Origin of the sequence: Flavobacterium sp. PMTSA4, from assembly GCF_032098525.1 — a bacterium.
GTDB classification, from domain to species: Bacteria; Bacteroidota; Bacteroidia; order Flavobacteriales; family Flavobacteriaceae; genus Flavobacterium; species Flavobacterium capsici.
This window is the reverse complement of sequence record NZ_CP134890.1, coordinates 1,243,676-1,264,792: the sequence shown is the minus strand read 5'-3', so window position 1 is coordinate 1,264,792 and position 21,117 is coordinate 1,243,676. Positions and strand designations below refer to the sequence as shown.

The window sequence follows — 21,117 nt, the reverse complement described above, 5'->3', positions numbered from 1 at the left end:
ATTCAAATAAATATTCAATAGGTAAATCTATTAAATTTATTTTATTTTTGAGATATAAAAAATTCAACTATGCAATCTTCTGCAAAAACAATCGAGCAATATTTATTAGAATTACCTGAGGAACGAAAATCAGTTATGAATAAATTGAGAAATACAATTTTAGAAAATCTTCCAAATGGCTTCAAAGAAGGAATTGCTTATGGAATGATTGGATATGTTGTGCCACATTCTATTTATCCATCAGGTTATCATTGTGATCCAAAAATACCTTTGCCTTTTATGAGTATCGCTTCGCAAAAGAATTTTGTGGCTTTGTATCATATGGGAATTTATAGCAAAAAAGAATTGTTAGATTGGTTTGTTTCTGAATATCCAAAGCATTGTAAAACAAAATTAGACATGGGGAAAAGTTGTATTCGCTTCAAAAAAATGGATGACATTCCTTTTGAGTTGATAGCACAATTAACCCAAAAAGTTATAGTTGAAGATTGGATTTCGATGTATGAAAGTGCTTTAAAAAGATAAATGATAACAATTAATCAAAATTCTGATTCTGATTTTAAAACAATTAGAACAATAGCAAAAGTTGTTTGGCCAGTTACATACGGTAAAATTTTGAGCCAAGAACAGCTGGATTATATGTTTGAAATGATGTATAGCATAGAATCGCTTCAAAAACAATCACAGATAAAAAAGCATAATTTTATTATAGCTTATGAAGATTTAATTCCTTTAGGATTTGCTTCGTATGAGTTTAACTGTGAGAATTCCAATAAAACAAAAGTTCATAAAATATACATTTTACCCAATTTGCAAGGAAAAGGAATAGGTAAAACGATAATTAATTATATTTCTGATGAAGCCTTGAAGCAAAATGATAAAGCAGTTTTTTTGAATGTAAATCGGTATAATTCGGCTAAATATTTTTACGAAAAAATTGGATTTAGTATTGTAAAAGAAGAAGACATTGATATAGGAAATGGTTATTTAATGGAAGATTACGTAATGGAGAAAGCAATTTAAATTATGAGTTTTTTAAAAAAAAATAAATACTAAAGCAAAAACAGATAAATCTACAGGATTTGGTGCCAACGCAACAAGTTATGGCGGAAGATTTTTGAAGAAAACAGGTAATGCTAATGTTAAAAAAATAGGTGTTGGTTTTTTTGATAGCATTAGTTGGGATCACACTATGTTGAATATTCCTCGATGGAAGTTTATGGTTATAGTGGTTAATTTTTATGTCTTAGTAAATCTTCTTTTCGCTTGTGTTTATTACGTTGTTGGTGTTGAACATTTAGTTGGCGTTTCTGCAACTACTAAATTAGACCAATTTGGAATGGCTTTTTTCTTCAGTATCCAAACATTTACAACAGTTGGTTATGGTCATATTAGTCCAAGCGGTTTTATGACTAGTATGATTGCTTCGATAGAAGCTTTATCAGGATTGTTAAGTTTTGCCATTGCTACAGGATTATTCTATGGAAGATTTAGTATGCCAAAAGCTCATGTTCGATTTTCAGAAAATGCTTTGATTGCTCCATATGGAAATGGAACCGCTTTGATGTTTAGAATGACGCCTTATAAAAATACAAATTTGACCGATGCTGAAGCAAAAGTAACATTAGGAATGGTTTTGGAGGAAAACGGAAAGTTTGTCAACAAATTTTATACTCTTGACTTAGAATTAGATAAAATAAATGCTTTGACATTAAGTTGGACATTAGTTCATCCAATTACAGAAAATAGTCCGCTTTATAAACTGACTGCTGAAAATTTCAAAAATGACGAAGGCGAAATTTTAGTTTTTTTCAAAACATTTGACGATATGTTCAGTTCAAATGTTGTAAAAAGAACTTCTTATACTTTTAAGGAAGTTGTATATGGTGCTAAATTTAAACCTATGTTTTCAAAAAGCACAGACGACAATAAAACCATTTTGCATATTGACAAATTAAATGATTTTGAAAAAGTAGACCTTGCCTAATTTATTTTAAAACAACATCTAAATTAACAGCTACTTTTTTTGAAACTTTTGAGCTAACTATACTCGGAATTTCAATATCAAAATCATCTGAATTCAAGTTAAAATTTGATTGTAGTTGAACACCATTATCTTTTTTAGAAATTTTAGCTTTTATATTTATTTCTTTTGATTTTCCATGCATTTCAATGGCGCCTTTGATGTTATATTCTTTTGCAGTTGACGTTATTTTTGAATAATCAAATCCTTCGATTTTTCCTTTAAAAGTAGCTTTCGGAAATTTATCACTTTCAACATAGTTTTCGTTGAAATGTTCTTCCATCAAAGCAACTTTAAATCTAAATCCTTTCATTAGTGCTAAGCTAGCAATTTCTCCGTTGCTTGTATTCAAAACAAACGTTACAGCATCGTTTTTAGCTTTAACTTCTTCAAATGCAGGAACAGATGCTTCAAAAGTAACAGAACCATTTTTGGCAATTAATTTTGTTTGTCCAAAAGAAATTATGCAGCTATTTAAAAATAATAATAAGAGATATTTTTTCATAATTTATAATTTATTCTGGGAAACCATTTTGTGCCCAAGTAAAAATATTATCAATTGTTTCTTGTGGTAGTCTTGTGCCTCCATTTGGCATCATTCCTGATGAACCTTGAGGTCTTGATATTCTGTCTAACAAACCTCTTGTTTGAATTGCATTTTTAACATCTGCATAAGTTGTTAAAGACATCGGAGCACCATTTATAGGTGTTGTTGCGTGACAAACAATACAATTATTGTCTATAACTGATTTAACAAATAAAGTATATGTTATATCGTTATTATCAATTTCTTGTAATAAATCGCTTGTTGAATCGCTTGTACATGATGAAAACAATACAATGCTCAATATAAAAACATAAATTTTATTCTTTTTCATTTTTGATTAATTTTAGTATTAAATAGCATTTTTATGTAAATTTACATAAAAAAAAAGCTAACTATGAAGAAAAAAATCTACTTTTTAATAATTCTATTGCTAATAATAGGATTTTTTGTTTACAAATTTATTTATAAAGAACATCGTGATATTTCAACCGAAAACGCATCAATTGTTGAAACTACTTCTCAAATTTATTCTGCATTTTCATCAAACGAAAGTGAAGCAAATTCAAAATACTTGGATAAAACTATTGAAGTAAAAGGTTTGGTAACTTCAGTTGATAAATCAACAAAAAGTGTGGTGATTGATTCAAAATTAAATGCCATTTTTCAAAACGAACTTTCCGAAGATATAATCGTCAATGATTCAATAATTGTAAAAGGAAGATTAGTAGGTTTTGATAGTCTACTTGACGAATTACAAATGGATCAATGTACCAAAAAATAAAATTGATAATCAAATATAACTATGAAAAAAATTATTTTATTACTACTGTTTCCTTTATCTATTTGGGCACAAGACGATTTGCTCAATGAAATTGATGTAGCCGATTCTACAAAAATTAAAGTTGATGCTGCCTTCAAAGGTCTGAAAATTGTAAATATTGAATCAACCAAGCTTGCTTCAAAAGGAGATTTATATTTTATTGTTGCACACAGATTTGGTTCTATTAAAGATGGTTTTGAAGGATTTTATGGTTTAGATAATGCTATAACTCAATTAAAATTCGTTTATGGATTAACAGATTGGTTAACTGTTAGCGGAGCAAGAAGTGAAGTTGCATATGATTTTTCAGGAAAGTTTCTGATTAAAAATCAAGAAGTTAATGGCTTTCCTATTACTATAGCTGCATTTACAAGTTTAGGGATTGATAATACTCTCAAAGAAAATAATTATCCAAAATTGAAATTTGAAAACAGATTAATTTACGTTTCTCAGTTGTTGTTGTCTAAAAAAGTAAATACCAATTTGTCATTAGAATTGGCACCAACTTATTTTCATGAAAATACTGTTTTTGTTGATGATCAGGAAAATAGTCAATTTGCTTTGGGAATGGGTGGAAGATATAAATTTGCAAAACGTTGGTCGCTTAATGTAGATTATGCAGCGCATTTAAATCGCTCTTCAAGTTCTCCTTTTAATAATCCTTTATCTGTTGGATTTGATTTAGAAACTGGAGGACATGTTTTCCAAATGCATTTCACAAATTCTCAGGCAATGCATGAAGCAGGATTTTTAGGAAATTCAACTGGCGATTGGTCAAAAGGAGATATTTTCTTTGGATTTAATTTACTAAGAGTATTTTAAAAATATTTGTTTACACAAAAAAAGCCTTGAAATTTTCAAGGCTTTTTTTATTGGTCAGGTTAATTAGTTTGTTACTCTTTAATAATTTTTTGAGTAAATCTTTTTGAATTTGAATCTATCAATAAAAGTATATAAGTTCCTGTTGATAATTTCTCTACGTTTATAGATTGTTCGTTAGCTATATTTTTCTCTAACACCATTCTACCATTTAAATCATATATTTCAACTTTAGCTAATGAAGCTGATGCTGAATTATTTTGTTGAATGTTAATGGTGTTTTTTGCAGGATTTGGATATACAGCAAAGTTAGAATTTGAAATACTAGTTACTGCTAATGTAGAACCTTCTACAGTGTTTAATGTACTATTAATTGGAACATTGTAATAATTGTCAACAATTCCTGAAGGCCATTTTACAACAACATGATCAATTGCAGTAGCAGTTCCAAGTCCGAAATGACCGTTTAACGAACTCATATATTTAAAGCCTTCACCGCTACGAATATCTCTAATTTGTTTTCCCCAAGCTCCATAAATTTCAATTCTTGCGCCAATACCATTGCTGTTACTTTGTATGCCATTTAAAGTTACTTTAAACCAATTATTAGCATTAGGAACCGCATAACGGATTGTAGAACCATTTTGAATATCTAAAAACCCATCATTATTTAAATCACCAATAGCTCCAACACCAATAGCTGTGTAACTAGTAGGCATAAAAGTTCCGTTACCTTGATTAAACATAATTTTATTTCCACCACCAAGAACATCAACAAAACCGTCGTTATCAAAATCATAAGCAACATTGTCAATATTTGTTGATGAATTAGTATCCCATCCCGAACCTAAAGTTATTTCGGTAAAAGGACTAAGAGTATTTGTTGTTTCAAAGTTGTTTCTGAAATAGTGATGTGCACCTGAACTTGCAGTAATGATAATATCCATATCTCCATCATTATCAAAATCTGCAATAGCAGATGACCAAGTTTGAATCGGAGTTATACTTACTCCAGTCATTGCTGAAACATTTGTATAAGTATTGCCTCCATCATATCTGAACATTTGACAAGGTGGACCAGAACATTTTGAAATGAAAACATCTGTATCGCCATCATTATCAAAATCGGTGAATAGTGTTGAATAATTTCCACCACCAGCATCAAGATTCATTGCACCTGCAGTTGTGTTTGATTGATAGTAAGTCATGCCGCCAGCACCATCATTTAAATAGTAAACGTTTGGAGCAATATCATGACAAGAAAAAACATCTAAATTCCCATCGTTGTTTAAGTCTGCAAAATTAGTTCTTTGACAAAAGATATAATCTCCAGGAGTTGTGTTTGTATATGCAGTTCCTGTACTATTTGATCTCCATAACGATAAACCACTTCCACTTCCTAAAACTAAATCATTAAAACCATCTTTATTGTAATCTCCAGCTGCCATACTCCAAGATGGCATATAGCTAGTTCCTGCTACTGGAAAATCTACAATCGAGAAAGTTCCAGGAGTTTCATTTTGATAATGTACTTTTATATTGTTGCCACTAACACCAACTAAATCATCTTTATGGTCACCATTCATATCAACTATACATAGATTGTATTGGCTAGTTAAAGTTGTCATGGTTTGAGAATTATAGGTAATTCTCGGTGGAGGAATTACAGCTTCAATTATTTGGAAATTAAAACCTTGAGCGCTCCATTTATTGTCCCAAGCAATATAATAGCTAGTACCTGCGTTTGCAATAAAAGTTTTTGTAGAAAGATTTGAGTAGTTGTTGCCTGAATTACATTGTATTACTCCAGAATTATCATCACTTGCAATGCAAGTAAGCGCGTTACAAGCTCCAGTATAAACACTAAAATTAGTGTCTTTGCAAATATTTTCAGGTAAATCAGAAGTTACGGTTACTTGATAATTTTGAGTTGGGGTATATCTGTACCATTTAGCCATTGATGCTGTAGAACAAGCTGTACTAATATTAGCAACATCAATTGCACTTACAGTTGTAACTCCAGCAGTTATGACTGTTGCAGAATTACATGGATTAGGAACAATAGCAGCTTCTGTTAATTGAAAATCAAAACCCGCTGTTTGATTCCATTGATTGTTCCAATTTATGTAGTAAGTAGTTCCAGCAGTAACTTCAAATGTCTTAGTAGATAAATATGAATTAGTATTTGCACCAGAATTACATTGAATAACACCACCATCATCATCACCAGTATAACAAACTAAAGCGCCACAATTACCAGTATAGACCTCAAAATTAGTGTCTTTACAGATGTTTTGAGGTAAATCAGAAGTTAAAGTTACATTCCAATTTTGTGTTGGTGTGTAAACATACCATTCAGCTAACGTTGGAGTTGTTGAACAACTTGTTTGGATATTAGTTCCATCAATAACACTTATTGTATATAATCCAGCTGTTATTGGTACAGCTGTTGCACAAGTGTTTTGTGAATAGTTGTTTTGCCAAGTAAATAGCATAACAATCAAACTGATTTGAAAAATCAGCCAATGTTGATTTTTTTTGATTCTTACTTTTTTTGATTCCATGTTTTTTGGGTTAATAGATTTTTAATTGCATTCGTGTAATGAGTTAATCCAGTTTTTAATAAGTAGAACACCTTCTGTATGTATTAATGTTCTACCATGTAAAGGCATTCTATAGCTTTCGTTCGTTGTATTAATTCTGTAAAACAACATTGATTTGTCAATTTCTTGTGGTGTAACTACTTTGTCTAATTCACTTGGAAAATCTTGCATATCGCTTGTATTAACACAAACTCCCATATTTGTTAAACCATTTGTGGTGTCGCCAGTTTCATAAAAAGCAAAACGCATCGGTCTATAGTCACAATGTCTATCGTTTTGATGACAGTGAGAGCAATTTATGTCAACATATGATCTAGCTCTGAGTTCTAGGGATTTTGAAGTGTCTTCGTAATTTATAGTTGTATTTTCTTCACTTGGTAAACCAAAATCACTTTCAAGATAACCTTGCGCTACCCATTTCAAAAGTTGATTTTTTGATTCAGTGCCATAGTCATAATTAAAATTTAAATTCTGAGGTTTAATTCCAATAGGAGTATAAACGGTTACAGATTCTCCGTTAACTGTCGCTCTTGTTTTGTGACAGGTGATACATTGAACTTCATTTGGGATGCGGTATTCAACAGTTCTAATAACATTATTTTCATCTTTCCATTCGATATGAGTGTTACTTCCATTTAAATCGAAAAATGCTTCAGTTTGTTCTGCATTCCAAACATAATTTGCAAAAATCCATCCAGAAGATTTTCTAATCATTAATCTGGTTTCAACGATTCTAATTTCATTGTTTGGTTGAACATTTTCATAAAAGAAATTTTTGATTAAAACTGCTCCAACTGGAAGTTCCAATGCGTTAATGTCTCCATTAAAATTTGCTTTACTTCCAATAGGCATCCAAACAAATCTTTTCTTATGAGCATAATCACTAAATAACGAGCTTGCTGGTTGATAGGGTAAAACATTCAAACTAGGATTTAGATTTTTTAAATCGCCTTCGAAAAATTTATAGTCGGATAATTTTGGGTATGGCACTTGTGATAAATCAACAGTTACAGGAGAAACTGGGATGTATTCAGATTCATCATTGTTTTGGGAACATGAGAAAATGATAATTATTAAAGCCAATAAAAAGAAATAGTAGTTTTTCTTCATTCAAAAAAATAAAACCAAATATAATAAATTATTTAGATTAACTGGTTAAAAATTATTGCTTTAACGATAAAAAATAATATTAAAAAAGCTCTGTAAGTTTTTTACAGAGCTTTAAATATTTTGATTCTAATAGCTATTCTTTAATAAACTTGCTTGAATAAGTTTTACCATTTTCGTCAAGTAATAAAGCAATATAAGTTCCAGTTGTTAAAGGTTGAACATCTACAGAAGCATTGTCTACTTTAGATTTTAATACGATTCTACCATTCAAATCAAATACAGTAATTGATTTAAAAGTCATACCATTGTTAGAATTTATGTTTAAAATTCTTTTGGCTGGATTAGGATATAAATTAAATGCTGTGTTATTAAAATCATTTATTGACAATGTTGAACCTTCAACTACTAATAAAGATTGATTACTAGCAGGATTTTGGATAGTATCAACTGTTCCAGATGGCCATTTAATGACTAACTGTGTAATTTGAGTTTCTTGACCAATTCCAAAATGAGCTGTTAAAGTACTCATGTTTTGAAAACCTGTTCCACTTTGAACATCTCTTATTTGTATTCCCCAAGCGCCATGAATTTCAATTCTAGCACCAATTCCGTTTCTGTTACTTAAAATTCCTCTTAAGTTTACATTGAACCAATTGTTAGAATTGCCATTATTAAACAGAATATTATTTCCATTTTGAATGTCTAAAAAGCCATCATTATTTAGGTCGCCTATTGGTCTATCTACTGTCGATAAAGGATATGTATTTGGATTTGGTGTGAAATGAAAGTTTCCATCACCAAACATAATTGTGCTTCCAGCACCTAATACATCTAAAAATCCGTCATTATTAAAATCCTGAGCTACATATTCTCTACCTGTAGAATTAAAAGTATCAAATCCAGAGCCAGCAGTAACACTAGTAAAAGTGCCATCACCATTATTTCTTTTTACATTTGAATGTCCATCTGAAAGAGAATTTACACCAACAATAACATCCATCCAACCATCATTATTAAAGTCACCAACGGCTCCAGACCAGGTTTGTTCAGGGTTTGCCATGTTGGCCTCAACTGCAATGTTGGTAAAAGTTCCATTACCATTATTTCTATACAGTTGGTCAATATTACCTCCAACTCCAGAACCACCTTGGCCACATTTTGCAATGTAGGCATCAACATCACCATCATTATCAAAATCAAACCAATTGGTAGCATAATTTCCACCAGAAGCAAAATCACCAATTCCACCTTGAATATGATTTAGGTTTGTTCCATCATTAATGTAGTATCTGTTTGGAGCATTATCATCGCATGCAAATCCATCTAATAAACCATCGTTATTTATATCAACGAAATTTGTTCTTTGTACTAAATACGATTGTGTTTTTCTGTCAGTTGTGTAAGCTGTACCATCATTGTCTGCTTTTAAGAAAGTAACCCCACTTCCTGAACCATAAATCAAATCATTAAAACCATTATTGTCATAATCACCTGCAGCAATACTCCAAGAAGGCGTAATAACTGTATTGGTTAAAGGAAAAGTTACTGTAGAAAATGTTCCATTTGATTGTTGGTATGTAATAGCAAGTTGAGTAGTGCTGATTGCGGATACGATATCGTCTAGGTAATCACCATTCATATCAACTATACAATTATTGAAATTGCCTGCAATTCCTGAAACTGGAGTTGAAGTGAATGACAAAATATCTTGTGCTGGAGGAGCAGCTTCTATAACTGAAAAGTCAAAAGTAGCTGAGCTGTATCGATTGTCAAATGCAAAAATATAAGTAGTACCATTTGTCGCTGCAAAAGTTACTTGTGAACCATAACTGCCATTGTAGTCATCATTTGATCCAATACAAACCAGAGCAGCACAAGTTCCAGAATAAACAATTAATCGAGTGTCTTTATTGTTGTTTTGAGATAAAACTGTAGTTATTGTTACATTTATATCTTGAGTTGCAGTGAATTTGTACCATTTACCTTTTGATCCGGTACCATTATTTAATCCACATAATTGAGTTGGAGCAACACCATTTTCATTTGTAAATGCTGGTGCGGTTGTAGTTGAATTTAATGCTACTGACACTGCATTTGCACAATCTAATTGAGCAAAAACAACTGAAGAGCAGAAAAACAAAACTAAAAAAGATAGAGTTTTTTTCATTGATTGGTTTAATTATAGTTAGTTACAAGATTGGTTTAATGAATTAATCCATTGTTCTAAAAGTTCAACACCTTCATCGTGAACAATAGTTCTACCCAATAAAGGCATTCTTTCACTTTCTTCATTGGAACTCATCCTGAAATGCATTATCGATTTTGAAACATTTCCTGGAGTAATTATTTTTTGTAAAGTTGGGCTAATTTCTTCATCAGCAGTTAAACAAATTCCAATATTTGAATCTTCAATATTTTGTCTGAAACCAAGACGAATTTGTCTATAATCACATCTGCCTTGATCTTGATGGCAATGACCACAATTTACATCTAAATAGGAACGAACTCTCAGACTCAAAGATTTAGTTGTATCATGATAATCTACAGTTGATGCAATATTTGAAGGATAACTATCTAGGTAACCTTGTGAAACCAATTTTTGTAATTGATTCATACTACCAGCTGAGTAATTGAAATTATGATTTAAATTTTGTGGTTTTACAGCAATTGGAGTTGGAACTTCATTAATTTTATGACATGAAAGACATTCTGTATCTGATGGAATTCTGTAGTTTGTAGTTACTACTTCATTATTTGGTTTAGTGAATGTAATTGTTTTAAAACTTCCATTCAGAAATTCGTTTGCGGGAAGTAAGTCAGCATCAGTTTGTGCATCATTCCATAAATATTCATAAAATTTCCAACCATCACTTTTTCTAATCATTAATCTAGTTTCGATAAGTTTGGTTTGATTTCCTGGTTGAATTGTAGTATAATAAAAAGTCTTGATAAGAACTGTTCCTACTGGGAAATTTAAAATTTTGTCATCATCTACATAAGTAGCATTTACGCCATTTGGCATCCAAATAAATCTTTTTTTCTGAGCATAATCTGTAAACAAAGAACTTGCAGGTTCATAAGCAACTACATTCAAAGATGGGATTTGGTTTGTAATGTTTCCAACGAAAAAATTATAGTCAGAAAGTTTAGCATAAGGAACATTTAAAATATCAAAGGTTACAATTGGTGTTGCGTTAATTGTAACTATCGCTTCGTTTGATGCATTTCCTTGAGAATTTTTAACGGTATAAGATATTTGTGTTGGATTTCCAACGTAGTTCGCAACAGGTGTAAAAGTGATGCTTCCGGTTGTACTATTTACAGTCCAAATACCTTCATTAACAACATCTAATTTATCTAAAGTTCCATTTGAATCCGTGTCAGTTCCGCCAACTATTGATACAGTTGTCGCAACGGGAACACCACCAGTTGTATCGTTTAATAAAACATCTATTGTAACGGCATTTGTTAAAGTGCTTGAAACTGTGTCGTCAGCTGCAATAGGGCTAATTTCGGTGTATTCATTATCGTCGGAACATGCATAAAATCCAACGATTACTAAGGATAACGTTAAAAATAAAAAGTAGATTTTTTTCATTGTATTTTTTAAAAGAAATCCAAATATAGAAAAAAAAACTAAAAATCAAACGCTAGTTGAATATCTGATAATCTTTTACTTAAAAGATTAAAAAATGTTGAATTAAATTAAGTTTTCTACTATAACATTATACTGTGATAATTCATTTTTTAAATCCTCAGAATTATAATTAATGTCAACTTTATAATTGTTAATTTCTTTTTGCTTCTTCTTTCTATTCAAAGCATTTAAAAAACGGCGGTATTCTTGTTTTGTTTTAATTCTTAAACCCGGAATTTGAGTTGGTTTTCCTAATTCATCTTTCGCAACCATCGTAAAGTAACTTGAATTGCAATGTTTGATTTCACCACTTTGAATGTTTTCTGCTTCAACTCGAATTCCAACAATCATGGAAGTTTTTCCAACAAAATTGACACACGCTTTTAAAGTGACTAACTCTCCAACATCTATTGGGTTTAAAAAATCAACTGTATCTACTGAAGCTGTTACACAATAATGTCCAGAAAATTTTGAAGCACTTGCAAAGGCAATTTGGTCTAATAGCGATAAAATAAAACCACCATGAATTTTTCCGCTAAAATTGGAGTGTGAAGGCAACATCAACAACGACATTGTTACTTGTGATTCAGCTACAGTTTTAAAGTTCTTGTTCATCTTTTTCGGCTCTAATTAAAATATTTTCAGGCAATGCTTTCTTGGCTTTTGCACCCATTTTTTTCAACTTCTCAACACTAGTTATTAAGTTTCCTTTGCCGTCAACAAGTTTGTTCATTGCTCCTTGATATTCTACTTTTGCTTCGTCCATTTTTTTTCCAATTTTTACTAAATCAGAAACAAAACCTTCAAATTTATCATATAAAGCACCAGCTTGTCGGGCAATTTCTAATGCGTTTTCCTGTTGCTTTTGATTTGTCCACATACTGTCAATGGTTCGCAAAGTTGCCAAAAGAGTAGAAGGTGTTACGATTACTATATTTTTTTCAAAGGCTTTGTTGTATAACGAATTATCGTCATTCAAGGCAATTGCAAAAGCCGACTCAATTGGGATAAAAAGTAAAACAAAATCAGGGCTTTCCATTTGATATAAATCGTGGTAATTTTTGTTGCCCAATTGCTCAACATGGCGTTTTATAGAATTGATATGTTCTTTTAAATGATTCGATTTTTCGGCATCATCGGTTTCATTTACATATTTTTCATAAGCAGTAAGCGAAACTTTAGAATCAACAATCATTTTCTTTCCATCTGGAAGATTGATTACAACATCGGGTTGAACTCTGCCTTCATCAGTAGTAAAACTTTGTTGGACTTCATACTCACGACCTTTTTCTAAACCTGATTTTTCTAAAACACGCTCCAAAATCAATTCACCCCAATTTCCTTGCATTTTGCTGTCGCCTTTCAACGCTTTAGTTAAGTTTAAAGTTTCCTTGCTCATTTGCTCGTTCATTTCTTTCAAACCAAGAATTTGTTGACGTAAAGCAGCATGATAATCAATACTTTCTTTGTGTGTATCTTCGACTTTCTTTTCAAAGAGTTGAATTTTATCTTGTAATGGAGTTAAAATATTTTTAAGGTTTTCTTTGTTTTGTTCGGTGAACTTAACCGTTTTTTCTTCTAATATTTTATTGGCCAAATTTTCAAATTCTTTGGTAAATTTCTCCTGAAGTTTTTCAACTTCTTCTTTTTGTTCTTTGTTACGTTCCCAAAGATTTTCAAAATCAGTTTCTTTTTTCGAAAGCTGAATTATTAAAGCTTCTTTTTCATTACGAATGGTTTCTCGTTCTTGAACTATTTGTTGCGTTTGATTTTTTAACTGTTCGATTTGAGCTAGTAACCCATTTATTTTTTCTTCTAATGAAGATTTTTCAGATTTTGAATTAGCTGCAAAAAGATTTTTTCCAATAAAAATTCCAATGATTAAGGCGATTACAAATGCAGCTAATAGAACTAAATTTTCACTCATTTTTGTGATATTTTTTAAAGGTTTAAATATACATAGAAACAATAACAATTAAAGAATCATTTTTCAAATTCAGAAAACTTTTTGGCATCGTTTTTGAAATCGTCATTTTAATCAAAGAAAAAATTATATTTACCACGTTTTTTAACTTATTTTTTATGAAAAGAAAAATTACTTTACTAGTTGTGTTGATGGTTTCAACAATTAACTTTGCTCAAATTGGTCCTTATGGACATTTGAATGTTTTCTCTGAAGATGGAGATAAATTTACATTAATTCTTAACGGAGAAGTCATTAACGATACTCCACAATCAAATCTTAGAGTTGAAGAATTAAATCAACCGTATTACAATGCAAAAGTGAAATTTGCAGATAATACATTGATGGATATTTCAAAAAACAATTTGATGATTACTGATGCTGATGGAATTTTTATGGATGTGACGTATAAAATCAGAAGAGACAAAAACAATAAGACTAAATTAAAGATGAATTATTTTTCGTCAATTCCTGTCGTTCCTGATTTTATTCCTGCTTCAAATGTTCATGTTGTTCATTATGGGCAACCACAACCTGCACCAGTAATAGTTCAGCAAGTTGGAGGTGTTTCTCAAACTACAACTACTACAACTACACAAACAGGAGGAACAAATATTGGTGTTGGCGTTAATGTTGGCGGAATTAATATGGGAGTTTCGATTAATGATAATATGGGAAATGGTAGCGTAACTCAAACTACAACTACAACTTCATCAAGTTCTCATTCAGGAAATCATGGAAATCACGGAAATCATGTTGAACCAGTTAGAGGTTGTGGCGGCAATTCATGCATGACACCAGGAAACTTTAATGCTGCTTTAGCAACTATCAAAAAACAAAGTTTTGAGGATTCTAAGTTAAAAACGGCTAAACAAGTTATTGCTGTAAATTGTTTAAATGTTGATCAAATTATACAAATTGCAAATCTTTTTAGCTTTGAAGACAATAAATTAGATTTTGCAAAATTTGCTTATGATTATTGTATTGAACCAAGAAACTATTTTAAGTTAAACGGAATTTTCAAATTCAGTTCAAATGCAGATGAATTATCTGATTACGTTCAAAGTCGTCAATAATTTTCAATAAAAATTTATACGAAAGACTGTTCATTCCTGAATGGTCTTTTTTATTTTAGCCAAATGAAGAAACACAGCCATTTTCTAATTCATAAACCACATGGTTATCTGAGTCAATTTATCTACGAAAAGAAGAGACCCAAAAAATTGCTCGGAGAATTATTTGATTTTCCCGAAGGAACAATGGCAATTGGTAGATTAGACGAAGATTCAGAAGGTTTACTTTTGTTGACTACGGATGGAATGATGAGTGAAATAGTCAGAAGTAAATCCGTTGCAAAAGAATACTACGCACAAGTTGATGGAATTATAACTGATGAGGCAATTCAACAATTAAAAAATGGTGTAGAAATTGGATTCAAAGGCATTAGATATACAACCAAAAAATGCGAAGCAAAAATTACTCATAAACTACCTGAATGCATTGGTGAAGGAAGAAGAATTAGGGATGAACGTCACGGACCAACTTCTTGGGTTTCGATAACTTTGACCGAAGGCAAGTTCCGTCAAGTGAGAAAAATGACTGCCGCAGTTGGATTTCCAACCTTGCGATTAGTGAGAATTCGAGTAGGAAACATACATTTGCAAAATCTAAAAGCAGGAGAAGTTCTTGAAGTAGATACTTTTTTTGAATAACCAAATAACCAAATTGACAAATGTTAAACATTGTTTTAGTAGAACCCGAAATACCAAATAATACAGGAAATATTGGTCGTTTGTGTGTTGGAACAGAAAGCCGATTGCATTTAATAAAACCATATGGTTTTGAAATTACAGATTCTAATTTAAAACGTTCTGGTTTGGATTATTGGGTACATTTGGAATGGAAAGAATACGATAATGTTGATGACTGGATTGCTCAAATTCAAGACAAATCGAGGGTTTTTTTGATGAGTTCAAGAGTTGATAAATCCATTTATGAAGCGGATTTTCAAGATGGCGACTGGTTGGTTTTTGGTAAAGAAAGCGTTGGTTTATCAGAAGAAGTTATGGATCAATTTGAAAATCATTTAAAAATTCCGATGTCCAATTTAATTCGAAGTTACAATATCGCTAATTCGGTAGCTTTCGTGGTTGGAGAAGCGAAAAGACAGATTAATTTGAAATAACAAACTTCCCTTTCGTTCCATCAAAAGATATTTTTTCATCTTCAAACAAACGATTAAAAGCACCTTCTGAAATTAAATTACAAGGTTGATCTTGATATACTTTTTCTTCGGTCATGACAATCATTTCATCACTTAGTTGTATTGCCAAATCAATGTCATGAGTTGAAAACAAGATGCATTTATTGGTTTCTTGTGATAGTTTTTTTAAGAGTTTAAAGACAGAAACTTTGTGTAATAAATCTAAATGCGTTGTGGGTTCATCCAAAATAATAATAGAAGTATCTTGAGCCAAAGCACGAGCTATCATTACTTTTTGCAATTGTCCATCACTGATTTGATAGTGTTTCTTTTGAGCCAAATCTATGGTTTGAGTCAATTGCATGACATCGTTTACAATCTTCAAATCATCTTCAGAAAGTTTTCCTAACCAATTGGTATAAGGTTGTCTGCCAAGTGCAATCAATTCGAAAACAGTCAAATTACTCGGCGGTAATTTTTCGGTTAATACCAAACTGAGGTTTTTGGCCAATTCTAAATCATCTAGTTCTCGAATGTTTTTTTCTTCCAAAAAAACATCACCCGAAAGCGGTTTTTGAATACCTGTTAAAGTTCTTAATAAGGTAGATTTTCCAATTCCATTCGCGCCAACAAGTGTTATTAGTTTTCCTTTGGCTAGTGATAAATTTAGATTTTCAGCAATTACTTTAGTACCTTTTTTGGTTGAATAACCAATAGATAAATTAACTGTTGATATGATACTTTTATTGCTCAATTTTAAATTAAATTCTTTTTTTTGATGATTAACCAAATCACAATTGGCGCTCCAACTAACGATGTTATAGCATTGATTGGCAGCGTAAAATCCATTCCTGGCAATTGCGAAATACTATCACAAAGTAACATAATTATTGCACCGATTAACAAAGTTCCTGCAAATAAAATTCGATGATTACTGGTTTGAAAAAGCAATTTTGCCAAATGTGGAACTGCTAAACCAATAAAAGCAATAGGTCCAACAAAAGCAGTGATACTTCCAGTTAACAAACTCGTACTTATAATAATAGTATTTTTGAATCGTTTAAAATTCAATCCCATACTTTTAGCATAGTTTTCACCTAGCAGTAAAGCATCCAATGATTTCAAAGAAGAAATACTTATAATTAACCCGATGCTAATGACTACAGTTAAAAAAGTCAAATTTCCCCAAGTAAGGTTTCCTAAACTTCCCATAGACCAAAAGGTGAATTTTTGCAATTGTGCTGCAGTGCTGAAATAGGTCAGAATACTAACAATGGCCGAAGTAAAACTACTAAACATTAGCCCGACAATAAGTATCGACATAACATCGCGCAAGTATTTGGAAACTATAAAAATGAGAAGCAATACCAAAAAACTTCCAGCACAAGAAGCTAGAATAATTCCGTGAGAAGAAAGTAGAAAATCGGTTAGAAATAGTGGCAAAAAACTACTGCCAAGCACTACAAAAGCAACACCTAAACTTGAACCCGAACTCAAACCTAGAACAAACGGACCAGCCAATGGATTTCTAAAAAATGTTTGCATTAGTAAACCACTAATGGATAATGAAATTCCAACTAAAATAGCCGTGATTGCTTTTGGTAACCGATAATTGATGATGATATAATCCCAAGTTTCTTTGCTGGCTGACGAACCAAAAATACTTTTGAAAATCTCCTTAAAAGGTATAGCAACCTGACCAAACGAAATATTCAACAGTATTGACAGCAGCAATAACAAAGTCAAAATGGAGAACAGAAAAGAGGTTCGGTTTTTAAACATTAAGTAAAGCTATTTCAGTTTTTCAAAGAAAAAAGGTTCATAACCAGGCAATAAATCGGGATGCAGAATTTTCACTAAATCTTTCAAAACCATATCAGGTCGATTCGGTGCTAATTCATAATACAAAACACCACCTGTTTCTCCTTTTTTTCTGGTAAATGAATAGACGTTTCCTTTTTTGAAGGCTTCAAATTGTCCGTAATGCGTATTGGCATCCAGCATTTCCTGTAGTGTAGAAAACTGACCCGAAGTTATCCAAAAATCAGCGTCTTTTGCTTTGAAATAAACGGTTTCAAAAGAAAGTGACAAACTTCCAGTTCCAGTGGTTTCAGACCATAAATAATTTGCATTGGCTTGCTTCAATAAAATACTTCCCCAACTGGTTCCTTTGGGTAAATACCATTTGTCTTGAAACATATCACCAACCAAAATTGTTGGCACAATGCTGTCCAATTTGGCAATATCAATGGTTTTTAAATAATCTTTTTCGATGATAGTATACAACTCGTTGGCTTTATCTTGCTTGTCGTATAATGCACCAAAAAGTTTTATCCATTCTGCTTTTCCTAAAGGTGTTTCTTCGTTCCAATCGCCGTTTAGTAGAACTTTCAAACCACTTTTTTCTAAATTGTCCAATGATTTTGTATCGTTGTCAATACTATAACCAATGATAACATCGGGTTGTAAATCAATCAATACTTCGGTGTTAAGCGATTGATTACTGCCCAATTCTTTTACTTTTCCTTCATTAATTAAGGTTCTCACTTTCTCGGATGAAATGTATTTTAAATTCGGAAAACCAACCAAAGTTTTCTCTACATCGAGCATTTCTAATGATGGTATGTGCGTGGTTGACGTGACTACTATTGATTTTATCGGAACATTGATAACAGGATTGTTTTGCAAACTATCCGGAACAATTCCTTTTTCCTTTTTTAGAATGTATGTGTAACTTTTAGAAGCATTTGGCCAAGGATTACTAACCTTAACCACCGAGTAACCTTCATAATTTTCAATAGAAAAACCTTTTGCGTGTTGCACAGTATTCTTTGCTAACAATACATTTTTTTGTGAAGTTTCTTTTTTACATTGAACAAAGAAACAAACAACTGCAAGCAATAAGATGGTTTTAATTGTGAATTTCATATGAAGAAGTTTTTACAAAAGTAAACTTTTGTTTTTAATAAATTAAGTTACATTTGCACCTGAATTTTGGTTGTTCTTTCGCTTTTGTGAAAAAACATTAAAAGGGAATTTGGTTAAAATCCAAAGCTGTTCCCGCAACTGTAAGCTATCAAGCTTGTTGTCATCTACATTACCATTGTTTGCCAAGGCGAATGAGAAGGTCGACAACAAGACGCAAGCCAGGAAACCTGCCTTTATTCATTGAGTAACAAACTTTCGGGAAAAAAGGTTTGGGTATGGGTAAATTCTATGCTTTTCTCCCATTATTAGTAAACTATTGTTTAATTAAAAAATGAAAAAAACAATTCGCATCAGTGCTTTTTTTGCATTGATAAGTTCGTGTGCTGTTGCACAGGAACAAGATTCGCTTGCGGTAAACGCATTAAACGAAGTAGTCATTTCTGACACTAAATTTTCACAAAGCAGAGAAAAATCAGGAAAAGTAATTGAAGTCATTTCGGCGGCTGATTTAGAAAAGAAATCAGGTCAAAGCTTGGCCACGGTTTTAAGTCAGGTTACTGGTGTTGAAATAAACGGAAACCAATCGGCTAATGGTAAAAACTTAGGCTATTACATTCGCGGTGGAAAAAACCGTCAGGTGTTGATTTTAATTGATGGCGTTCCGGTAACGGATGCTTCGGGAATCAGTTTTGAATACGATTTGCGTTTGCTTCCGGTAGAACAAGTAGAGAAAATTGAAATTATGAAAGGTGCAGCAAGCACGCTTTATGGTACTGGCGCCGCAACTGGTGTTATCAATATCACACTGAAAAAATCTTCTAAAAAAGAAATTGAAGGTAATGTATATATGAACATTGGTTCTAACAACACAGCAGATAATCATCACTACAACGGGCAAGAATTTAACCAAGGAATTTCGGTAAACGGAACCGTAAAAAAAGTAAATTATTTTGCTGGTTTCAATTCTACCGAAACGGATGGTATGTCGCAAATTGGTGGTTTTTCAAATTCCGAGAATTATGAAAACGATCCTTTTTCGAGACAAAACTTCCTGGCAAAGTTGGGCTTCAAAGCGACTGATAAGTTATCATTAGACTTTTTTGGAAACTATGATAAAATCAAAAACGCTTATGATTTGGCTTTCAGCACTTCTTCTGATACTAATTTTACTTTGGATACTGATGTAAATGAAACTACTTCAGAGCAAGTGCGTTTTGGGTTTGTGCCAAAGTATAAATACAGTAAAGGTGAATTCATTTTAGACTCTGGTTTTACCCGAATCAAACGAGATTATGACGAGTTGAATACCTATTCTAACACGGTTGATTATTCGTTGTATGAGTCGAGAAGCATTGTGGTTGATGGGTACAATAAATACAATTTCAACAAGCAATTCTCGGTTATTTTAGGTGCCAATTATCAGTATTTCGATATGTTGAGTCAAACGCCTTTCAGCACGATTGAGGAAGACGCAACCAAGTTCAACATTGTTGACGGATATACTACTGTGGTTTATAATTCTGAATTTGGTTTGAATGTAAATGCGGGTGCTCGATTGAACAATCACAGCGCTTACGGAACTAATTTTGTGTACAATTTTAATCCTTCTTATAACTTTAAAACCGCTTTTCCTTTAAAAGTTTTAGCGTCGTATAGCACAGCATATGTTACGCCAAGTTTGTACCAATTGTATTCAGAATATGGCAACGCCGATTTGACGCCAGAGAAAAACGCTACTATCGAAGCTGGTTTTGAAACCCAATTGTTCAGCAAAAAAGTAACGCTAAACGCCGTAGCTTTTTACCGCGACCAGAACAATGCGATTGATTTTTATTTCAATCCAACCACTTTTGATGCCTACTATATTAATATTGATGGAAAAACCAAAGCCAAAGGTGTAGAAACCTCGTTGCGCTATGTGGTTACTTCCAAGTTGCATTTGAATGCAAACTATACGTTCACGCAGGTTGATGAAGCTTTGGATAGATTGATTCCGAAGCATAAAGCCAATGCAAGTTTGGATTTTCAACCTACCAGCCGAACGCTTTTCAATCTAAGTTATCAGTATTTTGATGCGCGCAAAGATGCTTATTATAACAATGATTCTTTTTCTGTTTTACCAGTTGAGCTAGATTCGTACCAGTTGGTGAATGCTTTGGTAAAATATGAATTGATAAAGAATAGAATGACTGTTTTTGGTGCGGCTACTAATATTTTCAACGAAGAATTTGTAGAAAATATTGGCTATTCCACCAGAGGAAGAAATTTCAAAATCGGGTTAAACATCGTTTTGTAACTATAATAGTTTGTAAACAAAACCGACAAACCTGACAGGTTTCAAAAACCTGTCAGGTTTAATTTGTCAACCAAAAAAAAATTAAAAGTTGGGTTAAACATCGTTTTGTAATTGTGGAGAAAAGGCTAACAGAGATGTTAGCCTTTTTTAATAATAATGTTTAGCTTT

20 protein-coding genes and 1 riboswitch are annotated in these 21,117 nt (G+C 32.0%); of the genes, 9 read left to right on the top strand and 11 right to left on the bottom strand.

Annotated elements, in window-relative coordinates; genetic code table 11:
- Positions 1–69 precede the first annotated feature (69 nt).
- The 3 genes from RN605_RS05805 (at position 70) to RN605_RS05795 (ending at position 1,987) form a co-directional block, all read left to right on the top strand.
- Complete coding sequence (locus RN605_RS05805; protein ID WP_313323029.1) at positions 70–525, top strand: DUF1801 domain-containing protein; 456 nt, start codon at positions 70–72, stop codon at positions 523–525.
- On the top strand, positions 526–1,023 hold the full coding sequence (locus RN605_RS05800; RefSeq protein WP_313323027.1) for a GNAT family N-acetyltransferase: 498 nt from the start codon (positions 526–528) through the stop codon (positions 1,021–1,023).
- Positions 1,024–1,117: 94 nt separating this feature from the next.
- A complete protein-coding gene (locus RN605_RS05795; RefSeq protein WP_313323025.1) occupies positions 1,118–1,987 on the top strand; it encodes an ion channel in 870 nt (289 codons plus the stop codon).
- Position 1,988: 1 nt separating this feature from the next.
- Here the strand turns inward: RN605_RS05795 and RN605_RS05790 are convergent, their stop codons facing one another.
- Positions 1,989–2,528 (bottom strand): YceI family protein, encoded by a 540-nt coding sequence (locus RN605_RS05790; protein ID WP_313323023.1) that lies wholly within the window; start codon positions 2,526–2,528, stop codon positions 1,989–1,991.
- Between the two features lie 10 nt (positions 2,529–2,538).
- Positions 2,539–2,901 (bottom strand): hypothetical protein, encoded by a 363-nt coding sequence (locus tag RN605_RS05785; protein WP_313323022.1) that lies wholly within the window; start codon positions 2,899–2,901, stop codon positions 2,539–2,541.
- A gap of 63 nt (positions 2,902–2,964) precedes the next feature.
- On the opposite strand from RN605_RS05785, the gene RN605_RS05780 reads away from it, so the two are divergent.
- Together RN605_RS05780 and RN605_RS05775 are read left to right on the top strand one after the other, a co-directional pair.
- On the top strand, positions 2,965–3,351 hold the full coding sequence (locus RN605_RS05780; RefSeq protein WP_313323020.1) for an OB-fold protein: 387 nt from the start codon (positions 2,965–2,967) through the stop codon (positions 3,349–3,351).
- Between the two features lie 21 nt (positions 3,352–3,372).
- Positions 3,373–4,212 carry a DUF5777 family beta-barrel protein gene (locus RN605_RS05775; RefSeq protein ID WP_313323019.1) on the top strand — a complete coding sequence of 280 codons (840 nt, stop codon included), beginning with the start codon at positions 3,373–3,375 and terminating at the stop codon, positions 4,210–4,212.
- A gap of 71 nt (positions 4,213–4,283) precedes the next feature.
- Here RN605_RS05775 and RN605_RS05770 read toward each other — a convergent pair whose 3' ends face one another.
- The 6 genes from RN605_RS05770 to rmuC form a co-directional block, all read right to left on the bottom strand.
- The gene (locus tag RN605_RS05770) at positions 4,284–6,773 is read right to left on the bottom strand and encodes a CRTAC1 family protein (RefSeq protein WP_313323017.1); all 2,490 of its coding nucleotides are present in this window, start codon (positions 6,771–6,773) and stop codon (positions 4,284–4,286) included.
- Between the two features lie 21 nt (positions 6,774–6,794).
- Positions 6,795–7,922 carry a hypothetical protein gene (locus RN605_RS05765; protein WP_313323016.1) on the bottom strand — a complete coding sequence of 376 codons (1,128 nt, stop codon included), beginning with the start codon at positions 7,920–7,922 and terminating at the stop codon, positions 6,795–6,797.
- Positions 7,923–8,055: 133 nt separating this feature from the next.
- Entirely contained in the window at positions 8,056–10,089 is a 2,034-nt protein-coding gene (locus tag RN605_RS05760) for an FG-GAP-like repeat-containing protein (RefSeq protein ID WP_313323015.1), read from the bottom strand.
- Between the two features lie 18 nt (positions 10,090–10,107).
- The gene (locus tag RN605_RS05755) at positions 10,108–11,520 is read right to left on the bottom strand and encodes an Ig-like domain-containing protein (protein WP_313323013.1); all 1,413 of its coding nucleotides are present in this window, start codon (positions 11,518–11,520) and stop codon (positions 10,108–10,110) included.
- Positions 11,521–11,622: 102 nt separating this feature from the next.
- The gene (locus tag RN605_RS05750; RefSeq protein WP_313323011.1) at positions 11,623–12,174 is read right to left on the bottom strand and encodes a hotdog domain-containing protein; all 552 of its coding nucleotides are present in this window, start codon (positions 12,172–12,174) and stop codon (positions 11,623–11,625) included.
- Positions 12,158–13,486, bottom strand: a complete 1,329-nt coding sequence (rmuC, locus tag RN605_RS05745; RefSeq protein WP_313323009.1) for a DNA recombination protein RmuC — start codon at positions 13,484–13,486, stop codon at positions 12,158–12,160. The genes RN605_RS05750 and rmuC overlap by 17 nt, the downstream gene beginning before the upstream one ends.
- A 155-nt stretch (positions 13,487–13,641) precedes the next feature.
- On the opposite strand from rmuC, the gene RN605_RS05740 reads away from it, so the two are divergent.
- From RN605_RS05740 to RN605_RS05730, 3 genes are all read left to right on the top strand, one after another.
- On the top strand, positions 13,642–14,598 hold the full coding sequence (locus RN605_RS05740; protein ID WP_313323007.1) for a DUF4476 domain-containing protein: 957 nt from the start codon (positions 13,642–13,644) through the stop codon (positions 14,596–14,598).
- Positions 14,599–14,661: 63 nt separating this feature from the next.
- Entirely contained in the window at positions 14,662–15,234 is a 573-nt protein-coding gene (locus tag RN605_RS05735) for a pseudouridine synthase (RefSeq protein WP_313323005.1), read from the top strand.
- A gap of 20 nt (positions 15,235–15,254) precedes the next feature.
- Positions 15,255–15,707 (top strand): tRNA (cytidine(34)-2'-O)-methyltransferase, encoded by a 453-nt coding sequence (locus RN605_RS05730; protein ID WP_313323004.1) that lies wholly within the window; start codon positions 15,255–15,257, stop codon positions 15,705–15,707.
- Here RN605_RS05730 and RN605_RS05725 read toward each other — a convergent pair.
- From RN605_RS05725 to RN605_RS05715, 3 genes are read right to left on the bottom strand one after another with little or no spacing between them, the layout of a single operon-like run.
- Positions 15,694–16,479, bottom strand: a complete 786-nt coding sequence (locus tag RN605_RS05725; RefSeq protein ID WP_313323003.1) for an ABC transporter ATP-binding protein — start codon at positions 16,477–16,479, stop codon at positions 15,694–15,696. The two genes, RN605_RS05730 and RN605_RS05725, sit on opposite strands and share 14 nt — an antisense overlap.
- Positions 16,480–16,481: 2 nt before the next feature.
- The gene (locus tag RN605_RS05720; protein ID WP_313323001.1) at positions 16,482–17,507 is read right to left on the bottom strand and encodes an iron ABC transporter permease; all 1,026 of its coding nucleotides are present in this window, start codon (positions 17,505–17,507) and stop codon (positions 16,482–16,484) included.
- A gap of 9 nt (positions 17,508–17,516) precedes the next feature.
- Positions 17,517–18,653: an ABC transporter substrate-binding protein gene (locus RN605_RS05715; RefSeq protein WP_313322999.1), complete on the bottom strand. Its 1,137-nt coding sequence runs from the start codon at positions 18,651–18,653 to the stop codon at positions 17,517–17,519.
- 50 nt (positions 18,654–18,703) lie between these two features.
- Positions 18,704–18,902: riboswitch (cobalamin riboswitch) on the top strand.
- A gap of 82 nt (positions 18,903–18,984) precedes the next feature.
- On the opposite strand from RN605_RS05715, the gene RN605_RS05710 reads away from it, so the two are divergent.
- Positions 18,985–20,949 carry a TonB-dependent receptor plug domain-containing protein gene (locus tag RN605_RS05710; protein ID WP_313322997.1) on the top strand — a complete coding sequence of 655 codons (1,965 nt, stop codon included), beginning with the start codon at positions 18,985–18,987 and terminating at the stop codon, positions 20,947–20,949.
- Positions 20,950–21,117: the final 168 nt, after the last annotated feature.